The sequence below is a fragment of the Mesorhizobium kowhaii genome (genome assembly GCF_003253745.1).
In the GTDB taxonomy this organism is placed as follows: domain Bacteria; phylum Pseudomonadota; class Alphaproteobacteria; order Rhizobiales; family Rhizobiaceae; genus Mesorhizobium; species Mesorhizobium kowhaii.
Genome location: NZ_MZXV01000032.1, coordinates 418,152 through 440,633 on the forward strand (window position 1 = coordinate 418,152; position 22,482 = coordinate 440,633).

The 22,482-nt window shown below is 64.5% G+C and carries 20 protein-coding genes and 1 pseudogene; 11 read left to right on the forward strand and 10 right to left on the reverse strand.

What is annotated here, in order from left to right:
• The first annotated feature begins 75 nt into the window (after window positions 1-75).
• The 5 genes from B5V02_RS14810 (at window position 76) to B5V02_RS14835 (ending at window position 6,504) form a co-directional block, all read left to right on the forward strand.
• Window positions 76-855 carry a helix-turn-helix transcriptional regulator gene (locus tag B5V02_RS14810; protein ID WP_111544886.1) on the forward strand — a complete coding sequence of 260 codons (780 nt, stop codon included), beginning with the start codon at window positions 76-78 and terminating at the stop codon, window positions 853-855.
• Between the two features lie 384 nt (window positions 856-1,239).
• Window positions 1,240-2,049 carry an IclR family transcriptional regulator gene (locus B5V02_RS14820; RefSeq protein ID WP_111544888.1) on the forward strand — a complete coding sequence of 270 codons (810 nt, stop codon included), beginning with the start codon at window positions 1,240-1,242 and terminating at the stop codon, window positions 2,047-2,049.
• A 271-nt stretch (window positions 2,050-2,320) separates the two neighbouring features.
• Complete coding sequence (locus B5V02_RS14825; RefSeq protein WP_111544889.1) at window positions 2,321-3,652, forward strand: glucoamylase family protein; 1,332 nt, start codon at window positions 2,321-2,323, stop codon at window positions 3,650-3,652.
• Window positions 3,642-5,171: a mercuric reductase gene (locus B5V02_RS14830; RefSeq protein ID WP_111545412.1), complete on the forward strand. Its 1,530-nt coding sequence runs from the start codon at window positions 3,642-3,644 to the stop codon at window positions 5,169-5,171. Before B5V02_RS14825 ends, B5V02_RS14830 begins: the two co-directional genes overlap by 11 nt.
• A gap of 118 nt (window positions 5,172-5,289) precedes the next feature.
• Complete coding sequence (locus tag B5V02_RS14835; protein WP_111544890.1) at window positions 5,290-6,504, forward strand: glycosyltransferase family 4 protein; 1,215 nt, start codon at window positions 5,290-5,292, stop codon at window positions 6,502-6,504.
• Window positions 6,505-6,526: 22 nt separating this feature from the next.
• Here the strand turns inward: B5V02_RS14835 and B5V02_RS14840 are convergent, their stop codons facing one another.
• Window positions 6,527-7,102 carry a DUF1349 domain-containing protein gene (locus tag B5V02_RS14840; RefSeq protein WP_111544891.1) on the reverse strand — a complete coding sequence of 192 codons (576 nt, stop codon included), beginning with the start codon at window positions 7,100-7,102 and terminating at the stop codon, window positions 6,527-6,529.
• Between the two features lie 150 nt (window positions 7,103-7,252).
• Window positions 7,253-8,689: an aldehyde dehydrogenase family protein gene (locus B5V02_RS14845; RefSeq protein ID WP_208647093.1), complete on the reverse strand. Its 1,437-nt coding sequence runs from the start codon at window positions 8,687-8,689 to the stop codon at window positions 7,253-7,255.
• A 275-nt stretch (window positions 8,690-8,964) separates the two neighbouring features.
• Here B5V02_RS14845 and B5V02_RS14850 point away from each other — a divergent pair, with 275 nt between their 5' ends.
• The 6 genes and pseudogenes from B5V02_RS14850 (at window position 8,965) to B5V02_RS14875 (ending at window position 14,718) form a co-directional block, all read left to right on the forward strand.
• On the forward strand, window positions 8,965-9,624 hold the full coding sequence (locus B5V02_RS14850) for a TetR/AcrR family transcriptional regulator (RefSeq protein ID WP_167458497.1): 660 nt from the start codon (window positions 8,965-8,967) through the stop codon (window positions 9,622-9,624).
• Window positions 9,625-9,720: 96 nt separating this feature from the next.
• The gene (locus B5V02_RS14855) at window positions 9,721-10,974 is read left to right on the forward strand and encodes a sarcosine oxidase subunit beta family protein (protein ID WP_111544893.1); all 1,254 of its coding nucleotides are present in this window, start codon (window positions 9,721-9,723) and stop codon (window positions 10,972-10,974) included.
• Window positions 10,975-11,045: 71 nt separating this feature from the next.
• A complete protein-coding gene (locus B5V02_RS14865; protein WP_111544894.1) occupies window positions 11,046-11,312 on the forward strand; it encodes a sarcosine oxidase subunit delta in 267 nt (88 codons plus the stop codon).
• Between the two features lie 77 nt (window positions 11,313-11,389).
• Window positions 11,390-12,943: pseudogene (locus tag B5V02_RS41540) on the forward strand (2Fe-2S iron-sulfur cluster-binding protein); the annotation flags it as partial.
• Between the two features lie 172 nt (window positions 12,944-13,115).
• Entirely contained in the window at window positions 13,116-14,192 is a 1,077-nt protein-coding gene (locus tag B5V02_RS41545) for an aminomethyl transferase family protein (RefSeq protein ID WP_245445927.1), read from the forward strand.
• Window positions 14,185-14,718, forward strand: coding sequence for an aminomethyltransferase family protein (locus tag B5V02_RS14875; protein WP_111544895.1), 534 nt, complete (start codon window positions 14,185-14,187; stop codon window positions 14,716-14,718). The genes B5V02_RS41545 and B5V02_RS14875 overlap by 8 nt, the downstream gene beginning before the upstream one ends.
• A 21-nt stretch (window positions 14,719-14,739) precedes the next feature.
• Here the strand turns inward: B5V02_RS14875 and B5V02_RS14880 are convergent, their stop codons facing one another.
• From B5V02_RS14880 to B5V02_RS14915, 8 genes are all read right to left on the reverse strand, one after another.
• Window positions 14,740-15,225: a hypothetical protein gene (locus B5V02_RS14880; protein WP_111544896.1), complete on the reverse strand. Its 486-nt coding sequence runs from the start codon at window positions 15,223-15,225 to the stop codon at window positions 14,740-14,742.
• A 118-nt stretch (window positions 15,226-15,343) separates the two neighbouring features.
• On the reverse strand, window positions 15,344-15,904 hold the full coding sequence (gene msuE / locus B5V02_RS14885) for an FMN reductase (protein WP_111544897.1): 561 nt from the start codon (window positions 15,902-15,904) through the stop codon (window positions 15,344-15,346).
• A gap of 64 nt (window positions 15,905-15,968) precedes the next feature.
• Window positions 15,969-17,216 carry an SfnB family sulfur acquisition oxidoreductase gene (locus B5V02_RS14890; protein WP_111544898.1) on the reverse strand — a complete coding sequence of 416 codons (1,248 nt, stop codon included), beginning with the start codon at window positions 17,214-17,216 and terminating at the stop codon, window positions 15,969-15,971.
• A 25-nt stretch (window positions 17,217-17,241) separates the two neighbouring features.
• The gene (locus B5V02_RS14895) at window positions 17,242-18,033 is read right to left on the reverse strand and encodes an ABC transporter ATP-binding protein (RefSeq protein ID WP_111544899.1); all 792 of its coding nucleotides are present in this window, start codon (window positions 18,031-18,033) and stop codon (window positions 17,242-17,244) included.
• Window positions 18,034-18,115: 82 nt separating this feature from the next.
• A complete protein-coding gene (locus tag B5V02_RS14900) occupies window positions 18,116-19,453 on the reverse strand; it encodes an ABC transporter substrate-binding protein (RefSeq protein ID WP_111544900.1) in 1,338 nt (445 codons plus the stop codon).
• 66 nt (window positions 19,454-19,519) lie between these two features.
• A complete protein-coding gene (locus B5V02_RS14905) occupies window positions 19,520-20,560 on the reverse strand; it encodes a branched-chain amino acid ABC transporter permease (protein WP_111544901.1) in 1,041 nt (346 codons plus the stop codon).
• 3 nt (window positions 20,561-20,563) lie between these two features.
• Entirely contained in the window at window positions 20,564-21,463 is a 900-nt protein-coding gene (locus tag B5V02_RS14910) for a branched-chain amino acid ABC transporter permease (protein WP_111544902.1), read from the reverse strand.
• Window positions 21,460-22,395, reverse strand: a complete 936-nt coding sequence (locus tag B5V02_RS14915; protein ID WP_111544903.1) for an ABC transporter ATP-binding protein — start codon at window positions 22,393-22,395, stop codon at window positions 21,460-21,462. Before B5V02_RS14915 ends, B5V02_RS14910 begins: the two co-directional genes overlap by 4 nt.
• Between the last annotated feature and the right edge of the window lie 87 nt (window positions 22,396-22,482).

Below are 22,482 nucleotides of genomic sequence, written 5' to 3' on the forward strand. Positions count from 1 at the left end.
GATTCGGCGGGTGGCCTCGCGCCATATGCCTAAAGACACAATGACGGGCTGACTGACATCGCCGAGAAAAGGGGCATGCGCATGGGGACCATCTGGGCGCCGCTCGCCAAAGCGATCGCCGCCACCGGCACGGACAGGCATGTCGACTGCCTGATCGATCTGATCGGCGCGGACATCGAGCACGACCTCGTCACCGTGACGCGCTATTCGACGACGCAGACGCCGGAATTCGTCAAGCACCGGCGCTTTTCGGACGAGATGGTGCAGCGCTATCTCGCCAGCTACTATGTCTTCGATCCGTTCTATGCCTCGTGGCGGCGCGAGCGAAGGCTCGGCATCATGCCGCTGAAACGGCTTGCCGACGACGAAGCCAAGCGCGGCCAATACATTGCCGGCTTCCTGGCACAGTCGGAAATCTGCGATGAGGTCGGCATCATGCTGGCGGATGGAGGCGACTGGTGCCTCGGCATCTTCCTCGACCGCTCGACCACCGCATTCAAGGACAGCGAGATCTCACTTCTGGACGAGCGGCTGCCGGTGTTCGAGGCGTTGCACGCACTCGACATCAAGGCGCGCGGTGCCGAGTTCTCCCGCACGTCGGCGCCGACAGGCCCCGGCGCCTCGCCCCGGCAGGAGCCGACCATCCCGGCAAGCCTGTGGCCGGAGCTGTCGCTGCGCGAGCGGGAGCTGGTCCAGCTGATCCTCGCCGGCCATCCGACAGCGAACATCGCCGAGCGTCTCGGCATCACCGTAGGCACGGTCAAGAACCATCGTCGGCGCATCTACGAGAAGCTCGACATCACCACCGAGCGGGAACTGTTTTTGCAGTTCTTCCAGCACCAGGCGGACCGATAGAAGCTGGACCCTCTTGCCGATTTGGCGCGCCTCATCGGGCAAGACAGCCTTCGCCCAGACGCAGATACGCGTTCTGATTCCAAGGGTTGGAATGGCCCTGCCGATCGTCTCAAGATTCCCTCTTGCGGAACGATGGTGACGATGCCGAGCACCAGAAACGGCATCGCGATAAGCCGGCGCAAAATATAGCGGGACACGTGGCTACCTTCACAGGGACGGGCTTCGTAGGATGGCACAAGGCGCTGGGACATGCCACCGATGCGAGCATATTGACAGTCTGGGAAAGCGCCTGTCCATACAAATGGAATTTAATTTCATTTTTCGACCACCGCGCCGGCGGCACCGGCCTGACAGGCGGACACCGTCGCCAGAAAGACCCGCAGCGTGCGCAAGCGAGCGACCAAGGACGAGACAGAGCTTGAAGGCGAAGGCGCGCAGCTTTCGTCGTCGCTGGTGCGCGGGCTCGGCATCCTGCGCGCCTTCCGGCCGGGCGATGCCTCGCTCGGCAACCAGGACATCATCGCCCGCACCGGCCTGCCGAAGGCGACGGTGTCGCGCATCACCTACACGCTGAGCGCGCTCGGCTATCTCCTGTACGACAAGGATCTCGGCCGCTACAGCTTGGGGCCGGCCACGGTGGCGCTGGGCTATTCGGCGCTCAGTTCCAGCGCCGTCGTCCACCTCGCCCGGCCGCTGATGCAGCCGCTGGCCGACCTGACCGGAGCGGCGGTGGCGCTCGGCACGCGCGACAGCCTCAACATGGTCTATCTGGCCAATTGCCGGTCGGAAAGCCTTGTCACGCTGCGGCTCAATCCAGGCTCCTACCTGCCGATCTGGAAGACATCGATGGGGCTGGCCTATGTGGCGGCCCTTCCGCCCGAGCAGCGTGCCAGTCTTCTGAGTGCGCTGCAGGAAGCGGAGCCGGAGAGCGCCAAGAAGATCGAAGCCGCCTTCACCGACGCGATCGCCCAGTACGCACGGCTGGGCTATGTGACGTCGTTCGGTGCCTGGCACAGCTACATCCATGCGGTCGGCGTGCCTTTCCAGCCGCGTGACGGCTCGCCGCTCGTCGCCATCACCTGTGGCGGCATCGGCGAGATCATCACCGAGGAGCGCGCGCATGGCGAAATCGGACCGGCGCTGGTGGCGATGGTGGAAGCATTGGGCAGAGAGCTCGAGGGAAATACTGCGTAGTCTCGGCCGGGGTGGTGAGGCGGCAGCGTCACCTGCCGAGCCAAGCCGGGACGTCCCTTGTGTCGGCGGCGGCACTACAATTCTGCGTGACGGGGGCAACGAACGGAGCCCGACACGCGTATAGTTGCCAACGCTCGAATCGACGACGGGAAGAGTATGCGAAAAGCCATGACACGGAGTGACAGTTCGGCATGCGCGACAAGCCGCCGGCGGCTCGCCATCGCTGTACGACCGACGAAGGCTGCGGCCATCAGGCTGGAGTTTGCATCGTTTGCTTAGAGCCGAACCCGCCGCGCTGTCCGATGACGAGCTTCTGGACCGCTATCAGTGTGCGGCCTTCGACTATTTCCTCGAGAACGTAAACCCGGAAAACGGGCTGGTCGCCGATACGTCGAGGCCGAATTCGCCGGCCAGCATCGCCGTCGTCGGTTTCGCCCTGTCCTGCTATCCAATCGGCGTCGAGCGCGGCTGGATGACGCGCGAGGCCGCTGTGAAGCTGACGCTCGCGGCGCTGCGTTTCTTCTGGGCCAGCCCGCAAGGCAATGGCGACGACGTCACCGGCCACAAAGGCTTCTACTACCACTTCCTCGACATGCGAACCGGCCTGCGCGTCTGGCGCTGCGAGCTGTCGATGGTGGATACCGCACTGCTGATCGCCGGCATGCTGGTGGCGGGCGCCTATTTCTCCGGCGACGATGACGAGGAAGCCGAAATCCGCCAGTTGGCCGAGGCGCTCTACCGGCGCGTCGACTGGCGATGGGCGCAAGGCAGCAGTCCAACCTTGCGGCAGGGCTGGAAGCCGAAGAGCGGCTTTCTCCACTATGGCTGGGAGGGCTACAACGAAGCGACGATCCTGTACGTGCTGTCGATGGCCTCGCCCGATAGCCCGACCTCGGACGACAGCTACGAAGGTTGGACGGCGACCTACCAGTGGGAAAACATCTACGGCTACGACGTGCTCTATGGCGGACCGCTGTTCATGCACCAGTTCTCGCATGCCTGGATCGATTTCGCCGGTATCCGCGACGCTTTCATGCGCGAGAAGAATTCGGACTATTTCGAAAACAGCCGCCGCGCGACCTACCTTCACCGCGACTATGCGCGCCACAACCCTTACGGCTACTACGGCTATGACGAGAACCTGTGGGGACTTTCGGCAGGCGACGGGCCGGGCGGCTTTCGCACCAGCGTGGAGCGGCAGCGTCGCCGGTTTTCCGGTTATGCCGCGCGCGGCGCTCCGTTCGGGCCGGATGACGGGACGATCGCCCCATGGTCCTATCCGGCCTCGCTGCCTTTCGCGCCGGATATCTGCCTGGCGGCGTTGCGCCATCTCGGGGACCGCTATCCCGAAGTGATCGACAATTTCCGGCTGCCGAGCGGCTTCAATCCGACACTCGCGAACCGGCGAAAATTCGGCCGGCACGGCTGGGTGTCGGAAGGCCACTACGGCCTGGACCAGGGCATCGTGGTGATGATGATCGAGAACCACCGCTCGCGCCTGGTCTGGGAGCTGATGCGGTCCAACCAGCACATTCGTCGCGGCCTGGACAGAGCGGGCTTCACGGGTGGATGGCTGTCTAGGGATGACGGCGATGGCGCATGACCGGACCAGGGCTACCGCCTTCCCTGTCGACCGCAATGACATCGAGCTGATCAAGCACGCCCATCCACCGCACTGGAAGAACCCGGAGCCGGACGGTCCCTACAACCTCGTCGTCATCGGCGCCGGGCCGGCCGGGCTGACCGCAGCCCGCGACGCGGCCGGCCTCGGCGCAAAGGTCGCGCTCATCGAGCGCAACCTGATCGGCGGCGCTTGCGTCAATGTCGGCTGCATCCCGTCGAAGTCGATCATCCGCACGGCCAGGCTCTATGCCGATATGCGCGATGCCGAGAGTTTTGGCGGCGACACGCCGGACCGTCTTCACGTCGACTTTCAGCGGGCCATGACGCGGATGCGGCAAATCCGGCAGCGGATCAGCCGCGCCGATTCGGCTGCGACCATCGCGTCGGAAGGCATCGATGTCTTTTTCGGCGACGCGCGGTTTGCCGGACCGGACGCGGTCATGGTGGCGGGCAAGACGCTGCGTTTCAGGAAGGCGCTGGTCGCGACTGGTGCCCGTCCAAGCCTGCCGACGATTCCGGGGCTGGCCGAAGCCGGGTATCTCAGCAACGAGACCGTGTTCAACCTCACAGCCTGCCCGCCACGGCTTCTGGTCATCGGCGGCGGACCGCTCGGTTGCGAGGCGGCGCAGGCCTTCTGCCTGTTGGGTGCGAAAGTCATCCTGGCGCAGCGGGACCCGATGTTCCTGCCCGGCGAGGAACGCGACGCCGCCCAAATCCTTTCGGACGCGCTGGCGCGCGAAGGGGTTGAGGTTCGCCTCAACACCGAGGTTGTGGCCGTACGCACGGCAGGTGGGAAAAAGCTCGCCGACCTGCTGCGGGACGACGACACGACGACGATTTCCGTCGACGAGATCATCACCGGCATCGGCCGTTCGCCCAGTGTCGACGGTCTCGACCTGGAAAACGCCGGGGTGGCATACGATGCCGACGGCATCAAGGTGGACGATTATCTCCGGACCACAAATCCGCGGGTCTATGCGGCGGGCGATGTCTGTCTCGACTACAAATTCACCCACATCGCGGAGGCAACGGCCCGCATCGTCGTGCAGAACGCCCTGTTCCTCGGGCACAAGAGGGTGAGCGAGCTGGTCGTGCCGTGGTGCACCTATACCGATCCGGAAATTGCCCATGTCGGTCTCTATCCGGCGCAGGCGCGCCAGAATGATATTCCGGTCAAGACCTACACAGTGCTGATGCACGATGTCGCGCGCGCGGTCATGGACGGCGAGGAGGAGGGTTTCGTCAAAATCCACGTCAGGGAAGGGTCCGACCGCATCCTGGGTGCCACGGTCGTCGCCAGCCATGCCGGCGAGATGATCAATGCGGTATCGCTCGCCATCAAATCCGGTATGGGATTGCACGCACTGGCCGACGTCATCCATCCCTTCCCGACGCAGGCACAAGGCATAAAGATGGCCGGCGACGCCTACCGGCGAACCCGGTTCACCTCATTTTGGAGGCAGCTGTCGGCGCGCTGGCTGGCGTGGTCCAGGCGGTGACCTTGCGGCCCACCGGCATGCATGCTGCACCGGACATCCGAAGAGGATCCGGCGCTTGACGAAAGCGCCGTTCAGCTAAACAAGTCGAAACTGTTTTGTGATCGCGGAGCCGTCTGGAATGCCTTTTGGAGACGAGCCGCGGAGCGCAGAACGGCGTGTGCTGGTCGTGTCCCACGATCCGGCCTTTCCGCCGGCGTCCGGCGCGGATCTGCGGAACCATCGCAACGCCGTGTCGGCAGCGGCATTCGGACCGGTCTGCCTGGCGTCGGTGCGGCCGCAGGCCGTGGAAGCAGTCGATCCGCCAATCCGCATCGAGGCCCTGTCGATCGAAGGAGAAGCCCGCACCGGTTCGATCGGATGGTGGCGCTTAAGGGCAGAGCATCGTATTTCGCGCTCCGCCTTGATGCGGCTGGAGACACTGGTTCGCGACTTCCGCCCGGACACAATTGTGGTCGAGGGCATTGGCCTGTTCAAGCTGCTGCGGCCTTTGAGACCGCTGACAAAACAGCTCATCCTCGACATGCACAATGTCGAGTCTGACCTGGCGGGGCAATTGCATCGCGCCGATAGAGCGCGATCTGCCGCGGCCAGGCTCGCCACGGCCCTTGCCATCAGGCGCCTCGAAAGAAAGGCGCTTGCCCTCGTCGACAGGGTCTGGGTCTGCTCGAACGAGGATCGCGAAAGGCTGATGACCCTTTTCCCGCTCAAGGTGCCGGTCGATGTCGTTCCGAACGGAATTCCCCACGCCGGCGATATCCCCGAAACACTGCCCGCCGAGGCTGCGGCCGACAAGACCTTTCCGGTGATCCTGTTCGTCGGCCATCTCGACTATCCGCCAAACGTCGATGCCGTCGAGCGGTTAGCCGGCACCATATTGCCCCGCATCCGCCAAACTTTGCCGGCGGCGACACTGGCTATTGCCGGCCGCAGGCCGAAGCCTGCCGTGTGGGCGCTGGCGCGATTGCCTGGTGTGGAGCTCGTCGAAGACCCCGAAACGATGGCGCCGCTCTTGTCCAGGGCGCATCTCACCATCATCCCGCTTGCGGCAGGCGGCGGCACGCGTATCAAGATCCTGGAGGCGATGGCCTGGGGCGTGCCGGTGATCGCCACGCCGCTGGCCGCCGAGGGGCTGGGCCTGGTCGAGACCGAAGAATTGCTGTTGTCAGATAGCGATGAGGAGCTTGCCGAGATGGCGGTCGGGCTTTGCCTGGATGCTGAACGCAGAGCAAAGCAGCGCATCCACGCGCATCAAGCGGTCTGGGCCAGGTTCGGCCCGCGAGCCATCCGCGACGCCGTTCGCAACGGGCTGGGACTGGACAAGGCTGGTGCATGATTGAGGCGCAGAAGTGCCGACTTCAGTCGTGCAATTCCCGCGATATCGGCGGACCTATCGAAAAACCGGAGAACGTGACCTCAAAACCCTCGCGTTGCGGCGAACAGCACATCATGCCGACATCGACCGCCTTCGAGATCGGAAAATAGGCGAGCCGCACGGGCTTCCACTGGCCGTCGGAAGCGTCGAGATACTGGATGCGAATCGTCTCGGCATGACGGGTCAAGCGGATCCGCACACCGTGCGGGCTGGCCGCAATGGTGGCCAGCGACCAGTCCGAAGCATCGTTGGTGACGACGACGGAAAAATACATCACGCCGTCGGTATATTCGATGCCTGCCTTGATCCAGTGGGTTTCGCTGAGCCGGACCATCAATCCGGCCTGGTCGTAGAGCACCTCGTAGCGCCCTTCGACCGTGACTTCGGCGGTGAAATCGCCTTCGACCGGCCGGTACAGGAAGTGGCCATTGTCGCGCCAGAAACCATAGAAGGTCTCACGCCAGAAATCGGTCTCCTTGCCGGTGCGCACACGAACGGTATCGCCGTCGATGGCATGGTGCGGCGGCGGATTGAGCCAGGTCAGGTCTTGCAATGGCATCGTTTCGCGCCGGTCCGGTATTGTCGATGTTGGCGTGTCGCAGGCATGATCGGCCGGCGGCCGATCAGCCCGGCATGATCGGCCGGCGGCCGATCAGCCCGGCATGATCGGCCGGCGGCCGATCAGCCCGGCATGATCGGCGGTGGCCGATCAGCCTGAGAACGTATAGGCGGTCTTCACCGTGGTGTAGAATTCCGCGGCATAGCGGCCCTGTTCGCGCGGGCCATAGCTCGATCCCTTGCGGCCGCCGAAGGGAACATGGAAGTCGACACCCGCCGTCGGCAGATTGACCATCACCATGCCGGCCTCCGAATTGCGCTTGAAGTGCGTGGCATGCTTGAGGCTCGAGGTGCAGATGCCCGAGGTCAATCCGAACGGCGTATCGTTGGCGACGACCAGCGCCTCGTCGTAGTCCTTGACGCGGATGACGCTGGCGACAGGCCCGAAAATCTCCTCGCGCGAACTGCGCATGGCGTTGGTGGCCTGCGTCAGCAGCGCCGGCTGCAGGTAGAAGCCCGGCGCCTTGCGGTCGAGCCGCTCGCCGCCGAAGGCAAGCTCGGCGCCTTCCGCGCGGCCGATGGCGATGTAGTCCTCGTCCTGCTTCAGCTGGGTCGCGTCGACGACCGGACCGATCTGGGTTTGCGCATCGAGCGCGTCGCCGATGACCAGTTTGCCCATGCGATCCTTGAGCGCGTCGACGAAACGGTCATGGATGGCGTCGGTCACGATCAGCCTGGACGAGGCCGTGCAGCGCTGGCCGGTCGAGAAGAAGGCACCGTTGAGCGCGCAATCGACAGCGACCGCAAGGTCGGCATCGTCAAGCACGACCAGCGGGTTCTTGCCGCCCATTTCGAGCTGGAACTTGCGCATGTGCTCAATGCTTGCGGCGGCGACGCGCTTGCCGGTGCCGACCGAGCCGGTGAAGCTGATGGCGTTGACATCGGGGCTGTCGAGCATGGCCTGACCAACGACCGAGCCCTTGCCCATGACGAGATTGAGCACGCCCTTCGGAAGCCCGGCGCGATGCAGGATGTCGACGATGGACCAGGCGCTCTCGGGAACCAGCTCCGCCGGCTTGAAGACGACGGTGTTGCCATGCGCCAGCGCCGGAGCGATCTTCCAGGCCGGAATGGCGATCGGGAAATTCCACGGCGTGATGATGCCGACCACGCCGACCGCTTCCCGGGTGATCTCGACGCCGACGCCCGGCCGCACGCTTGGCACGACCTCGCCTGACAGGCGCAATGTTTCGCCGGCAAAGAAATCGAAAATCTGGGCGGCGCGAACGGTCTCGCCGATGCCTTCGGCCAGTGTCTTGCCTTCCTCACGCGCCAGGTTGCGGCCGATCTCGTCCTTGCGCGCCATAATCTCGTCCGAGGCCTTTTTCAGCACCGCGTGGCGCGCCAGCGGGCCGGACCGTGACCATGCCGGGAACGCCGCCTTGGCGGCGGCGATTGCCTGCCCCGCCTGCGCGGCTCCCGCCGAGGCATAGTCGCCAACGACATCGCCGGTATCCGAAGGGTTGATGTTGCGGGAACCGGCGTCGCCGACCCATTCGCCATCGATGAGGTTCTGTCGAAACGGGATCATGTCTTGTCTTCCTGCTGGTTGGCCGCGCGGCGGCATCTGTCTGAATTGGTATTTGCCAGACAATTGCCTTGCGGGAAAGCATGCAGTGGGCCAGCCGCCCGCGACAAAAATCCCTGGCCTGGCATCATGCCGATGGCGCGGCGGCGATAGCGCCATACGATCCCCACTCCGGCTAACATCCGTGAGGCATCATCCGAGCCCGGTCGAAATGACCTGGACAGCAGTGTCCATAGCCTTGATTTGCCTGATGCAGCGTGTCATGCGTCGTGCCGATGGAAGCCACCGATACGACGATCCAACGCGCCGGCGCCACCGGAAACATCAAGGCCACTCGCGAAGACTGGCTCAAGCTTGCGCTTGAAACGTTGATCTCGGATGGTGTCGAACGCGTCCGCGTGCTGACGCTTGGCCAGAAGCTCGACGTGTCGCGCTCCAGCTTCTACTGGTATTTCAAGAGCCGTCAGGACCTGCTCGACCAGTTGCTGGACTACTGGCGGCAGACCAACACCCGGTTCATCGTCGAACGCGCCATGCGGCCCTCCGCGACCGTCATCCGCGGGGTGATGAGCATTTTCGAATGCTGGGTCGACGAAAGGCTGTTCGATCCGCAGCTCGATTTCGCGATCAGGGCCTGGGCGCGTCGCTCACCTGCCATCCGGCGCGCGCTCGACGAGGCTGACGAGGAGCGCGTCAATGCCATTCGCGACATGTTCATGCGTCATGGCTATGACGAAGAAGACGCGTTCGTGCGCGCCCGCGTGCTCTATTTCATGCAGATCGGCTATTACTCGCTCGAACTCAACGAGCCTATGAGCAGCCGCCTGGCTCAGGTCGCCTTGTATCTGCGCAGCTTCACCGGCCAGGAGCCTCCGGCGGAGGATGTCGAGGAGTTCTCGCGCTATGTCGAGGAGACGATTTCGCGCAAACGCTAGCACCATCCGCTGCGTGCAGGATCGACAGGCGTACTAGACATATATGTACAATACTACTAGGCTTTGCCGTGAGAAATCAGGTTTGCCCGGCACGCCATGACCAGAATTTATTCCGCTTTGTCGCTCTTCAAGGAGGGGCTGGCCGGCCAGACTGGCTGGCAGCCGGCCTGGCGCTCGCCCGAGCCGAAGCCGTCCTATGACGTGATCGTCATTGGCGGCGGCGGCCATGGGCTGGCGACGGCCTATTACCTGGCCAAGAACCACAACATCACTGGGGTGGCGGTGCTGGAAAAGGGCTGGATCGGCGGCGGCAACACCGGCCGCAACACCACCGTGGTGCGCTCCAACTACTACTATCCGGAAAGCGTCGAGCTCTATAGCCTGGCGCACCGGCTCTACGAAGGACTGTCCAGGGACCTCAACTACAATGTCATGCTGTCGCAGCGCGGCATGGTCAATCTTTGTCACAGCACCGCTGAAATGGAGGTCGGCGCGCGCACCGTCAACGCCATGCAGATCAATGGCATCGATGCGGAGCTGTTTTCGCCAGAGGATGTGCGCCGGGTGGCGCCGATCTACAATTTCTCAGCCGACGCCCGCTTCCCGGTGTTCGGTGGCATCTGGCAAGGCCGGGCCGGCACGGCGCGCCATGACGCGGTTGCCTGGGGTTACGCGCGGGCGGCGAGCCGGCTCGGCGTCGATATCATCCAAAACTGCGAGATCACCGATTTCATCATCGAGGGCGGCCGCTGCCGCGGCGTCCAGACGACGCGTGGCGCGATCCGTGCCGGCCGCATCGGCATGGCGGTGGCCGGGCATTCCTCGGTGCTGGCGGCCAAGGCCGGTTTTCGCTTGCCGATCAATTCCTACGCGCTGCAGGCCTGCGTTTCCGAGCCGGTCAAGCCGATCCTCGATACGGTGGTGCTGTCGCCAGGCACCGGCGTCTATGTCAGCCAGTCGGACAAGGGCGAGATCGTCATCGGCGGCGGGCTCGACCGCATCCCCTCCTATGCGCAGCGCGGCAATCTGCCGACCTTGGAGACGGTGATTGCCGGCCTGCTGGAGATGTTCCCGATCTTCGGCCAGCTGAAGCTGATGCGGCAATGGGCCGGCATCGTCGATGTCGTGCCGGACTCCTCGCCGATCATCGGAGAATCGCCGTTGCCCGGCCTGTTCCTCAATTGCGGCTGGGGTACGGGCGGCTTCAAGGCCATCCCCGCCGGCGGCACGCTGCTGGCGCAATTGCTGGCAACAGGCAAACACAACGACATCAGCCGTCCGTTCGACCTGGATCGCTTCGCCAGCGGGCGGCTGATCGACGAAGCGGCCGGCTCCGGCATCGCGCACTGATGCATGTCGCCCAAAAGTGCGCAGCGGTTTTGGGACAACAATAGGCATAGCGACAAAGACCAGAGGCAATCATGCAGCTTTTCCCTTGCCCGTTCTGCGGCCCGCGCGACGAAACCGAGTTCCACTATGGCGGCGATGCCGGCAATGCGCGACCGGACGGCGCAGGCATGCCGATCGATCGCTGGGCTGACTACCTCTATCTGCGCACCAATCCGAAAGGCACGGCGCGCGAAATCTGGGTGCATATGAACTGCGGCGAGTTCTTCGTCATGGAACGTGACACCGTCACCCACACGGTGCTGTCCTCAACCGCTCTCGGCGGGGAGCACGCGGCGTGACCGCCTCGCGCCTCGCCACCGGTGGCAGCGCGATCGACCGGTCGCGGGCGATCCGCTTCAGTTTCGACGGCGCCACCGTGCATGGCTTTGCCGGCGACACCATCGCCTCGGCGCTGCTCGCCGGCAATGTCGCGGTCGTCGGTCGCAGCTTCAAATATCACCGGCCGCGAGGCATCTGGGGCGCCGGCGTCGAGGAGCCGAACGCGCTGGTCGATATCGGCGGCAGCGTGCCGGCGACGCCGAACACGCGGGCCACGACCGAGCCGGCGCGCGACGGGCTGGTGGCGAAGAGCGTCAACGCCACGCCCAGTGCGCTGGCCGATCGCAACGCCTTCCTCGATCGCTTCTCGCGCTTCATTCCAGCGGCGTTCTACTACAAGACCTTCATGTGGCCGGACTGGCACATGTTCGAGCCACGCATCCGCGCCATGGCGGGACTGGGCAAGGTCGATACGGACTGGACATCGCCCAGTACAGCGGACCAGATCAACCATCATTGCGACTTGCTGGTGGTGGGTGCGGGACCGGCTGGGCTGGCCGCCGCAAAGCTGGCGTCTGGTGCCGGTCTGTCCGTCACGCTGGTCGACGACCAACTAAGGCCAGGCGGATCGCTCGGCCACCGGACTAGTGAGATCGACGGCAGGCCGGCAGCCGTCTGGAGCGAGGAGACCGTTGCGGAGCTTGCCGCGGCCAGTCACCTGATCCTGCCTTCGACCACCGCCTTCGGCATTTACGACCACAATCTGGTCGGGCTGAACCAGCGCCATCGCGACGGCCGGCCGGACACGCTGTGGCGGGTCAGGCCACGCCAGATCGTGCTGGCGACCGGCGCCATCGAACGGCCGCTGCCTTTCGCCAACAATGACCTGCCGGGCATCATGTCGGCGGATGCGGCGCTCGCCTATCTCAGGCGGCATGCGGTGCTGGTTGGCCGCCGCATCGTCGTCGCCACGAACAATGACAACGCCTATGAAGTGGCGGAGGCGCTCGCCGAGGCCGGTGCCGAAGTCACGCTTGTCGACCTGCGGCGGGACGGCACGCCCGCCACGCCGGCCAATGTCCGGCTGGTCAAAGGGCGCGCCCTGGCTTCCGCCAACGGCAAGCTGCGCGTCGAGGGCGTGACGCTCGATGACGGCACAAGGGTCGATGCCGATTGCGTGCTGGTCTCGGGTGGCTGGACGCCGACCATTCATCTCTTCGGCCAAGCCAAGGGCAAGCTCGCCTGGAGCGAGGCGCGCGCCGCCTTCCTGCCGGGCGATCCGGTCGATGGTATCGCCGTGGCAGGCGCCGCAGCGGGTGCGGTTTCCTTGTCGGAGGTGTTTGCAGGCGCCGGCAAGGCTGTTGCATCGCTTGGCCAAACGACAACAGCAGTACCGCGCAGCACCGGAGCGGAAGCGACGGGCGGCATTCTCGCGGCATGGCCGATGCCCGGCTCGAAGGGACGCATCTGGATCGACTACCAGAACGACGTGACGGTGAAGGACGTCGAACTGGCGGCACGCGAAAACTTCGTCTCGGTCGAACATTTGAAGCGCTACACCACGCTCGGCATGGCGACCGACCAGGGCAAGACCTCCAACCTGCCGGGTCTCGCGCTGATGGCCGGGATCACCGGCCGCACGGTGCCGGAGGTCGGCACCACCACCTATCGCCCGCCGTTCACGCCCGTGCCGCTGGCGAGCTTTGCCGGCGCGCGCGTCGGCGAACTGATGGCGCCGGTGCGCCGGCTTCCGCTCGAAAGTGTGCATCGCGCCAATGGCGCCGTCTTCCAGGAATATGGTGGTTGGCTGCGCCCGGCCCATTATGGCGGCGGCGACGCGGAGCGCTCTATCGCGGACGAGGCACGGCGCGGCGCGTCAGTCGGTCGCGCTGTTCGACGGTTCGACTCTCGGCAAGATCGAGGTGATCGGACCAAAGGCGGCCGAATTCGTCGATTTCATCTACTACAACACCATGTCGACGCTGAAGCCCGGCCGCTGCCGCTATGGCTTCATGCTGTCGGAAAATGGCGTGGTCTTCGACGACGGCGTGCTGGTGCGCCTGGACGAGCATCGTTTCGTCGTGTCGTGCTCGTCCTCGCATGTCACTGCCGTGCATGCGCGGCTGGAGGAATGGCGCCAGGACCGCTTCGGGCGTGGCGCCGTCTACATCCACAACGCCACCGCCGAAATGGCGACGCTGACCGTTTCGGGGCCGAACGCCCGGAAACTGCTCGAAACGCTGGATCTCGGCCTCTCGCTGGCCGATGCCGACCTCCCGCATATGGCGGTCGGCCATGGCACCTATGCCGGCGACGAGGTCCGCATCGCCCGCGTCAGCTTCACCGGCGACAGGAGCTACGAAATCTCGATCCGGGCTGATCGTGCCGAGCCGCTATGGGTGCATCTGCGCCATTCCGGCCAGGCGTTCGACGCCGTTGTCATCGGCCTCGAGGCGCTGATGATCCTGCGGGCGGAGAAGGGGTTTATCGTCATCGGCAAGGACACTGACGGCACCACGCTGCCGCATGATCTCGGCGTCGAGGGTCCGCGCGCCAAGCGTCAGAGCGAATTCGTCGGCCGCCGCTCGCTGTTCACCGAAGAGGCTTCGCGCGGCGATCGCATGCAGCTTGTCGGCTTGACAGTGCCGCATGGCGAAGCGCCGCTCCCGACTGGCGCGCATGGCATCAGACGGAGCGACGGCGGATTGCGCAGCCAGGGCTTTGTCACCTCGAGCTACCAGAGCCCAGCACTCGGTCGTCCGGTCGCGCTTGGCCTGATCGAGCGCGGCGCGGCCCGCCACGGAGAGACGGTCGAAATCCACCATCTCGGCAAGCTCAGGACGGCGACGATTGCCGCCCCTTGCGCCTTCGACCCGGCAGGAGACCGGCTGCATGCGTGATCTCGCGGAAAAATGGTCCGTCGCGCCGGACTGGCAGTCGGCAGTCATCACGGCACCCGGCCTCGTGGTGCGCGCAGTCCCCGGCCTCAATCAGCTGCTGGTCAGCGGCGATCTCGACGCGTGGTCGCTTATGTCCGGCGTGGACGGAACAGGTGTGGGTGCCTTTGGCACCGCGCAGGGCGAGCGCTATGCGGCGCGGCTGGCGCGCGACCGACTGCTTGTCGTGTCGAATACCCCACTCGCCATCGCGACGGGCTGGCACGCAGAAGGCTTCGCGGTGACGGCGATCAGCGCCGGGCTGCAGGTGTTCGAGGTCGAAGGCTCGGCGCTCGACGCTTTCATCGGGCGCGGGACGACACTCGATCCCAGGCAAGCGAGTGCCAGTGCAGCGCTTTCCTTCGCCGGCATCAGCGCCGTCGTCTATCGCCATCAGGACAGGCTGCGCATTCATGTCGATCGCGGGCTTGCCGCCTATCTCTGGACATGGATGGAAACGGCGGCCAGCAACATCACCGCCGGATCATAGAATGAGCCGGCTATGATCTGGTCAAAGTGTGAACGACCAGAACAGGCAGGCCAGCGTCGCCGCGGCGAAAACCACGAAGAACAGGCTGCGCAGCAGCACATTGCGGCGCAGCTCGTTCATGACGAAGTGGCAACCGACGATCGCCGCGGCAAACAGGAACCGCCAGTTCAGCAGCGCCCACACGGCGCTGCCCTGGCCGAAGGCCCATCTGGCGGCGAGGCAGCCGACAATGGCCGCAAACAGCGCGATCACGGTCCAGAAGATCGCATCGGCGGCATTGGTGAGAACGATGCTGGCCGCCCTGATCGGCAAGATCATCATCAACAGCGCGCTGAAGAAATAGACTGCGGCAAGCGGAATGAACGTTCCGGGGTCGGCAATGCCGTCAAGGCGCCTGACGCCGATCGCGCCATAGGGATAGCCGTGCCTGGCCACAGCCAGGCTCAACGCCATGAGCAAGGCGGTCAGCACCGCGACCAATGCGAAGGATGTGAGGGCTTTGCTCATGACGTTCCTGTACCAGACGAATCAGACAGGAACAGATGTAGCGGGCGGTCGTAAATTGCGCGTAAGCAAGATTACTCGCCACGCGGATTTCGATCGCGGCGCAATCCGCTGAAGCAGGCTACTCGGCGGCGATCCTGCCTGCCGAGCGGTTGGCCAGCACGAAGCCGACCTCGTCCACCGCCTGAGCCGCGCGCTTCAGGATCGCATCGGAGCGGAGCACGCCATCAGTAAAATCCTTGTCGGCGGCGTAGACGGCGGTGGGCAGCGTGAAGGCCTCGAAGAAGCCGAACAGCGGCCGCAGCTGATGCTCGACGATCAAGGCGTGGCGCTCGCCGCCACCGGTCGCGGTCAACAGGATGGGCTTTCCCCGCAAGGCGGCCGGATCGATCAGGTCGAAGAAGTGCTTGAACAGGCCGGTGTAGCTGCCCTTGTAGGTCGGCGACCCGACGACGAGCACGTCGGCGGCGAGGACTTCCTCCAGGATTGCGCGCCCCTGGCTGTCGAGATCGCGGGCCCATCTTGCCGTGCCGAGCGACGAACCGAGATCCTCTACGTCATAGGTGCTCGCCGACAGGCCATGGCGGGCGGCGATGTCCCTGGTGACCAGATCGACGAAGGCGCGCGTCTTTGACGGCCGGGTGATGTTGCCGGAAAAGCCGACGACTGTTGGGTTTGACATGGCAGTGGGCCTCTTGGATGGTCGAAGTTTTGATGTGGCGAGCCGCCCGCCCGCCGATGGGAAATCAGCTCCAGGCGTGCAGCGGCGGGTTTTCGCCGTTGAGGAAATACTTGCCGAGGATGGAGTATTTCCAGCGCACCGGATCGTGCAGCGTGTGCGTGCGGGCATTGCGCCAGTGCCGGTCGAGATTGTGCTCGGCCAGCGTCGAGCGGGTTCCCGCCAGTTCAAACAGCTTGTTCGTGGCGGCGATGGCGATTTCGGTCGACAGGATCTTCGCCTCGGCGGTGACGATCTGCGCATGCGCCACCGTCTCCGTAGTCGGCTCGGCCACCGCCCGGTCGATTGCCAGGCCGGCCTTTTCCAGCAGCGCCTGCGCCGCGTGCAGGCGCAGCGTCAGGTCGCCGACGGCCTGGATGGTGTAGGGATCGTCCCAGGCATTGTCGACGCCGCTGTCGATCCAGGCGCGGCTCTTGGTCCTGACGAAACTGACCGTCTCGTCGATCGCCGCCTGCGCGATGCCGGTGTCGACGGCCACCTGGATGATCTGGAAGATGGCGCCGTCGGCGGTCGGCCTGTCATAGCCCTTGTAGCCGGGCACCAGATGCGTCTTCGGCACCTTGACGTTGTCGATGATGACGGTGCCGGACAGCGTCGTGCGCTGGCCGAAGCTCGACCAGTCGTCGATGACCGTCAGGCCGGGCGCGCCACGGTCGGCGATGGCATACCAGGCGCGACCCTCGTCATCGAGCGCCACGATCGGCACCAGATGAGCGAGCAGCGCTCCGGACGAATAGAATTTCCGGCCGTTGACGACCACATGATCGCCGGCATCGGTGAAGCGGGTCTCGAAATCGGCGGCACGCTTGGAGCCGAACTCGGAAAAGGCATTGCCGAACCGCGTGCCTTTCAGCACTTCGGCGAACAGCAGCTTCTGCTGATCCGCATCCGACACGGTGCGGATGGCGGCGACGACGCCAAGATGGTTCTGCGCAATCTGGCCGATCGAGGAATCCGCCGCCGAAATGATCTCGATCACCCTGGCGAGCGTGGCGTAGGACAGTTCGGGACCACCAAATGCCTTCGGCACGTTGATCGACCACAGGCCGCTTTGCGAAAACGCATCGAGTTCGGCAACCGGCCAGATCCGCTCGCGGTCGCGCCGGGAGGAACCCTTGACGAATTCGACGGCGAGCGCGTGGGCGATGGCAATCGCCTCGGCGTCGTCCCTGATGATGTGCGCTGGTGCGGTTGGCCTTGCGACTGGCGGCACGGCAGCGGAGGCGTGGTCGGTCTTAACGGTCGAGACGGTCATTTCACTGCTCCTTCGGATTTTCGTTTCATGCAACGGCATGGAGATGAGCTGATTTGGGAGTCGGCGATGCCTGTTGCCCGAGATAGAAGGCCCGCACATCCTCGCGCCGGCGAAGATCGGCAGCCGCGCCAGAGAGAACGGAGACGCCGTTTTCGAGCACCGTGGCGTGGTCGGCATAGCCAAGGGCGACCGCCGAGTTCTGCTCGGCGACCAGGATCGACAGGCCGGTCTCGCGGTTCAGCTTTCTGAGCGTCTGGAAAATGTCCTGGACGATGAGCGGCGCGAGCCCCATCGACGGTTCGTCGAGAACCAGCAGACGCGGACGCGACATCAGCGCCCGGCCGATGGCGGTCATCTGCTGCTCGCCGCCGGAGGTGAGACCGGACAAGGTTCGGCGCTTCTCCTTGAGACGGGGAAAATAACCGTAGATCCGCTCGAGATCCCCGTTGATCTCGGCGCGGCGGCCGCTGCGGCCGATGCCGCCGGCGACCAGATTTTCCTCGACGCTCAGGCTCTTGAAGCAGTGCCGGCCTTCCAGCACCTGCACCAGCCCGGCGCGCACCAGATCGCCCGGCTGGCGGCGTGACACATCGCTGCCTTCGTAGCGGATGGTGCCGGCGTTGACCTGGCCGCGCTCGGCCGGCAGCAGGTTGGAGACGGCCTTCAGCGTGGTGGTCTTGCCGGCGCCATTGGCACCGAGCAGCGCCAGGATCTCGCCGCGCCTGATCTCGAAGCTGACGCCGTGAAGTGCGGTGATGGCGTGGTTGTAGGTGGCATGAACTGCGTCCACGGCAAGAATAACGTCATCGTTCGGCATGGGCTCTTCTTCTGTGGTTCGATGAACCGAAAAAGGCCGGGCGCCGCGGAAACTGGTCCGTAGCGCGCCCGGCGTTGATTGATCAGTTGGTGGTCACGGCATCGGCATCGTCGGCGGTGCGCAGCTTGATGCCCTTCTCGGCGGCATAGGCCTCGGCCGACTTCTCGATGATCGGCCGCAGCAGCGCCCAGTCCGGCGCGATCCAGTCGGAGACCACGTTCCACTTCTTGCCGTCCCACTGCTGGAAGGTTACGTAGCCTTCGCCCTCGTGATTGTCCCAGCTGACATTGATCGAGTGGAACAGGTCCTTGGCGCCGAGCGCCTCGACCTTGGCCGGATCAAGCTTGAGGTGTTCGAAGCCCCAGCGGACCTCGTCGCCGGTCAGCGTGCGATGGCCGAACTTTTCCTGCGCGACGCGGATCGCCTCGACATTGAGGATGCCGTTGACGATGCCGAGGTTATGGTAGACCGAGCCGATGCGCGACTTGTCTTCCAGATTGCCCTTGCCGGCGCCGTAGACCGTCTTCACGATCTCCTGCACCACCGGGTAGCTATTGCCGGAGGCCTGGGTGGTGATGGCGGTGTAGCCCTTGGCGGCATCGCCGGCCGGGATCACGTCCTCTTCGGAATTCGACCAAACATTGCCGACGATGTGGTCGACGGGAAAGCCGACCTTGACGGCCGTCTTCAGTGCCACCGGGTTCATCACGCCCCAGCCACGCAGGACGACGAAGTCCGGCTTGGCGCGGCGGATCGTCAGCCACTGCGACTGCTGCTCGTTGCCGGGATGCGGCACCTCGATCTGCTGCACGGTGAAGCCGTATTTTTGCGCCAGCAGCTCATAGATCGGGATGGTCTCCTTGCCGTAGGGCGAGCCGTGATAGAGCACGACGATCTTCTTGCCCTTGAGCTTGTCGATGCCCCCTTCCTTGGAAGCGATGTAGTTCACGATGCCGGACGTCTCGCTGTAGGGATTGAGCAGCAGCGGGAAGACGTAAGGGAAGACGCGTCCGTCGGTGGAATCGGTGCGGCCATGGTTGACGGTGATCAGCGGCACCTTGTCGGCGGTGATGCGGTCGATCATGGCATAGGCGATGCCGACCGAGAGCGGGTTCCAGGCGGCGGCACCAGCATGGCTCTTCTGCCGCTCGTAGCATTCGACACCGCGCTCGACCTCATACTGGGTCTCGCATTCGTCCCAGGTCAGCTTGACGCCGTTGACGCCGCCGTCGCGGATGTTGATGAGGTTGAGATAGTCGATGAAGCCGCCGAAGAAGCCGGTGCCGCCGGCCGCATAAGGCCCGACGCGATAGCTTTGCAGCGGGAAATATTGTTCGTCGGCGTGGGCGGCGGGCAAGGCCACCGACACGATCATCGCCGCGGACAGCGCCGCCGCCTTGATGGTGCTCAGGAAGGTCATGGTTAGGGTACTCCCGGTATGGGCCGTCTTGGGTTCGGCCTCTGGTTCATTTTCGGATGCATTGGCTCAAGTCGACTGCCAGGCGAACAGGAGCCGTCTTCGGATCCTGTCCCACAGCGCCACCAGCCCGTCGGGTTCGAGGATCAGAAACAGGATGATGAGCGCGCCGAGCACAATGCGCTGGCTCATGTCGAGCACGCCCGAGTCGAAGAGATCGCCAAGCAGAAAGCCGCCGAGCCGAGACAAAGCGAGCGGAAAGACCACGATGAGGGCGGCGCCGAAAAAGGCGCCGCGGATCGAGGCCAGACCGCCGATGATGATGATGAACAGGATCTGGAACGACCGATCGAGATCGAAGCCGTCCGGCTCGACGGTCCGCAGATACGCGAAGGCCCAGATGACGCCGGCAACGCCGATGATGAAGGACGAGATGGCGAAGGCCAAAAGCTTGGTCTTGAGGACCGGGATGCCAATGATGCGGGCGGCGGTTTCATTGTCGCGGATGGCGATGAAGTTGCGCCCGGTCTGCGATGACACCAGCCGATAGGCAAGGAAGGTGAGGATGGCGACGATGGTCAGCGCAAAGAGATAACGGCCGATGGCGCTGTCGAGAGCAACGCCGGCTATCGACAGCCTCGGCGCATCGATGACGCCGGAAGCCGAGTCATTGGAGAACCAGCTGAATTTGGTCAGCGCCCATTGGACGAAGAATTGCGCCGCAAGCGTCGAGACCGCAAGGTAGAACCCCTTCAGCCGCAGGCTCGGCAGGCCGAAGACGATGCCGATCGCGGCGGCGACGATGCCGGCCAGAAAGATGCTGCCGATCAGCGGCAGGCCCTCGACACGCAGGTTGAAATTATACGCAGCGAAGGCGCCCGCCGCCATGAAGGCGGCACTGCCCAGCGAAACCTGGCCGGCATAGCCGGTCAGGATGTTCAAGCCCACGCCGGCGAGGCTGAGCGCCAGGAACGGCAGCAGGATGGCCTCGAACAGATAGCTCGAGCCGATCAGCGGCACGACGCCATAGGCGAAAGCGAGCAGCAGCACAGGCACGACCCATTTCGGCAGCACTGGCATGAAGGAGAAATCGCTGGTGATTGCAGCCATGGCTCAGATCCTCTCGACCAGCTTCTGGCCGAACAGGCCGGAAGGACGGATCAACAGGAAGACGAGCGCGACGACATAGGCGAACCAGCTCTCGATGCCGCCACCGAAATAGTCGCCGATATAGACCTCGGCGAGCTTCTCGCTGGCGCCGATCAGCAGTCCGCCGACGATGGCGCCGAGGATGGAATCGAAGCCGCCGAGCACCAGCACCGGCAGTGCTTTGAGCACCACCAGGGACAGCGAGAACTGTACGCCGAGACGCGCACCCCAGAGTAGGCCCGCCACCAGTGCGACGAGGCCGGCCGCCGCCCAGACGGTGGCCCAGATCAAGGGCAGGCGCAGGCCAACCGCAAGCGCTGCGAACTGGTCGTCGGCGACGGCGCGGAAGCTGAGGCCGATGCGCGTGTAGCGGAAGAACAGCGACAAAAGCAGAACCATGCCGGCGGCAACCACCGCCGCGAAGATGTCGAACTGGCTGATCAGCACGCCGCCAATTTCCAGCGGCACGTCCTCAATGCCGAGATCGAGGCCGTGGACCTGCGTGCCCCAGATCAGCTGGGCAGCGCCCTCGATAATGTAGGAGAGGCCGAGCGTCGCCATGAACAGCGTGATCGGCGGCTTGTTGGTGAGAGGCCGCAGCACGGTGCGCTCGATGGCGATGCCGATCGCCACCATGATGGCGAAGGTGACCACCAATGCCAGCGCGAACGGAACGCCGCGTTCGACAAGGCTGACGAAGGTAAGCGCGGCGAACAGCAGCATCGCGCCTTGTGCGAAGTTGAGCACGCCTGATGTCTTGTAAATCAGCACGAAGCCGATCGCGACCAGCGAGTACATGACGCCGGAGAGCAGGCCGCCGACGAGCACCTCGATGAAGAATTGGTAGTCGAAGTCGGCGATCATATGCCCGCCCCGTCCTCATTGTCCGAGGCGACGCCGAGATAGGCATCGATGACGCGCTGATCGTTCCTGACTTCGTCGGGTGTGGCGTCGGCGATCTTGCGGCCGTAGTCGAGAACGGCGATGCGGTCGGACAGGCCCATGACGACGCCGACGTCATGCTCGATCAGCACGACGGTGGTGGCGAAGCGGTCGAGCGCGGCACGGACGAAGCCCGCCATCTCGCTCTTTTCGCTCGCGGTCATGCCGGCCATCGGTTCGTCAAGCAAAAGCAGGCGCGGTTCGGCGACCAGCGCGCGGGCCAGTTCGACCCGCTTTTGCAGTCCGTAAGGCAAGGTGCCGACAAGACGATCGCGAACGGCGCTGAGGTCGAGGAATTCGAGGATCTGGTCGGCGCGGCTCAGAGTGTCACGCTGCTCGCCGCGCGAGCGGCCTATACCAAGCACCTGGCCGGCAAAATTGGAGCGGACCTTATATGCGAGGCCGGAGGCGACATTGTCGAGGACGCTGAGGCCCTTGAACAAAGCAAGGTTCTGGAAGGTCCTGGCGACACCGAGATGCGCCAGCCGCTGCGTCGGCACATGGGCATAGCTGATACCGTCGAGCAGGACCTGGCCGCGATCCGGCTGGTAGACGCCGCTGATGACGTTGATCAGCGAACTCTTGCCGGCGCCGTTCGGACCGATGATCGCGCGGATCTCGCCGGGATGAACCGACAGGTCGACATCGGCCAGCGCGACGACGCCGCCAAATGACAGGCCAATGCCCTGAAGCGAAAGCAGCGGCGAAGCGACGCCCGCAACCGATCCCGTCGGCTCGCCACGGTCTTCGGACTGCTGCTGCGGCCGTAGGCTTGACGGCAGGCCGCGCGCCAAGACCTCCGGCGCATAGGCCGAAGCCTCCATCACTCCTAAGGCAGAACTGGGCAACGGCATTCCAATCGTCCTCGATTGCATCGGCAGGCGCACAAATCCGCATTGCTGCTCGAGGGATCGAGCGCGCGGGGGAACGTTCATTCGTGT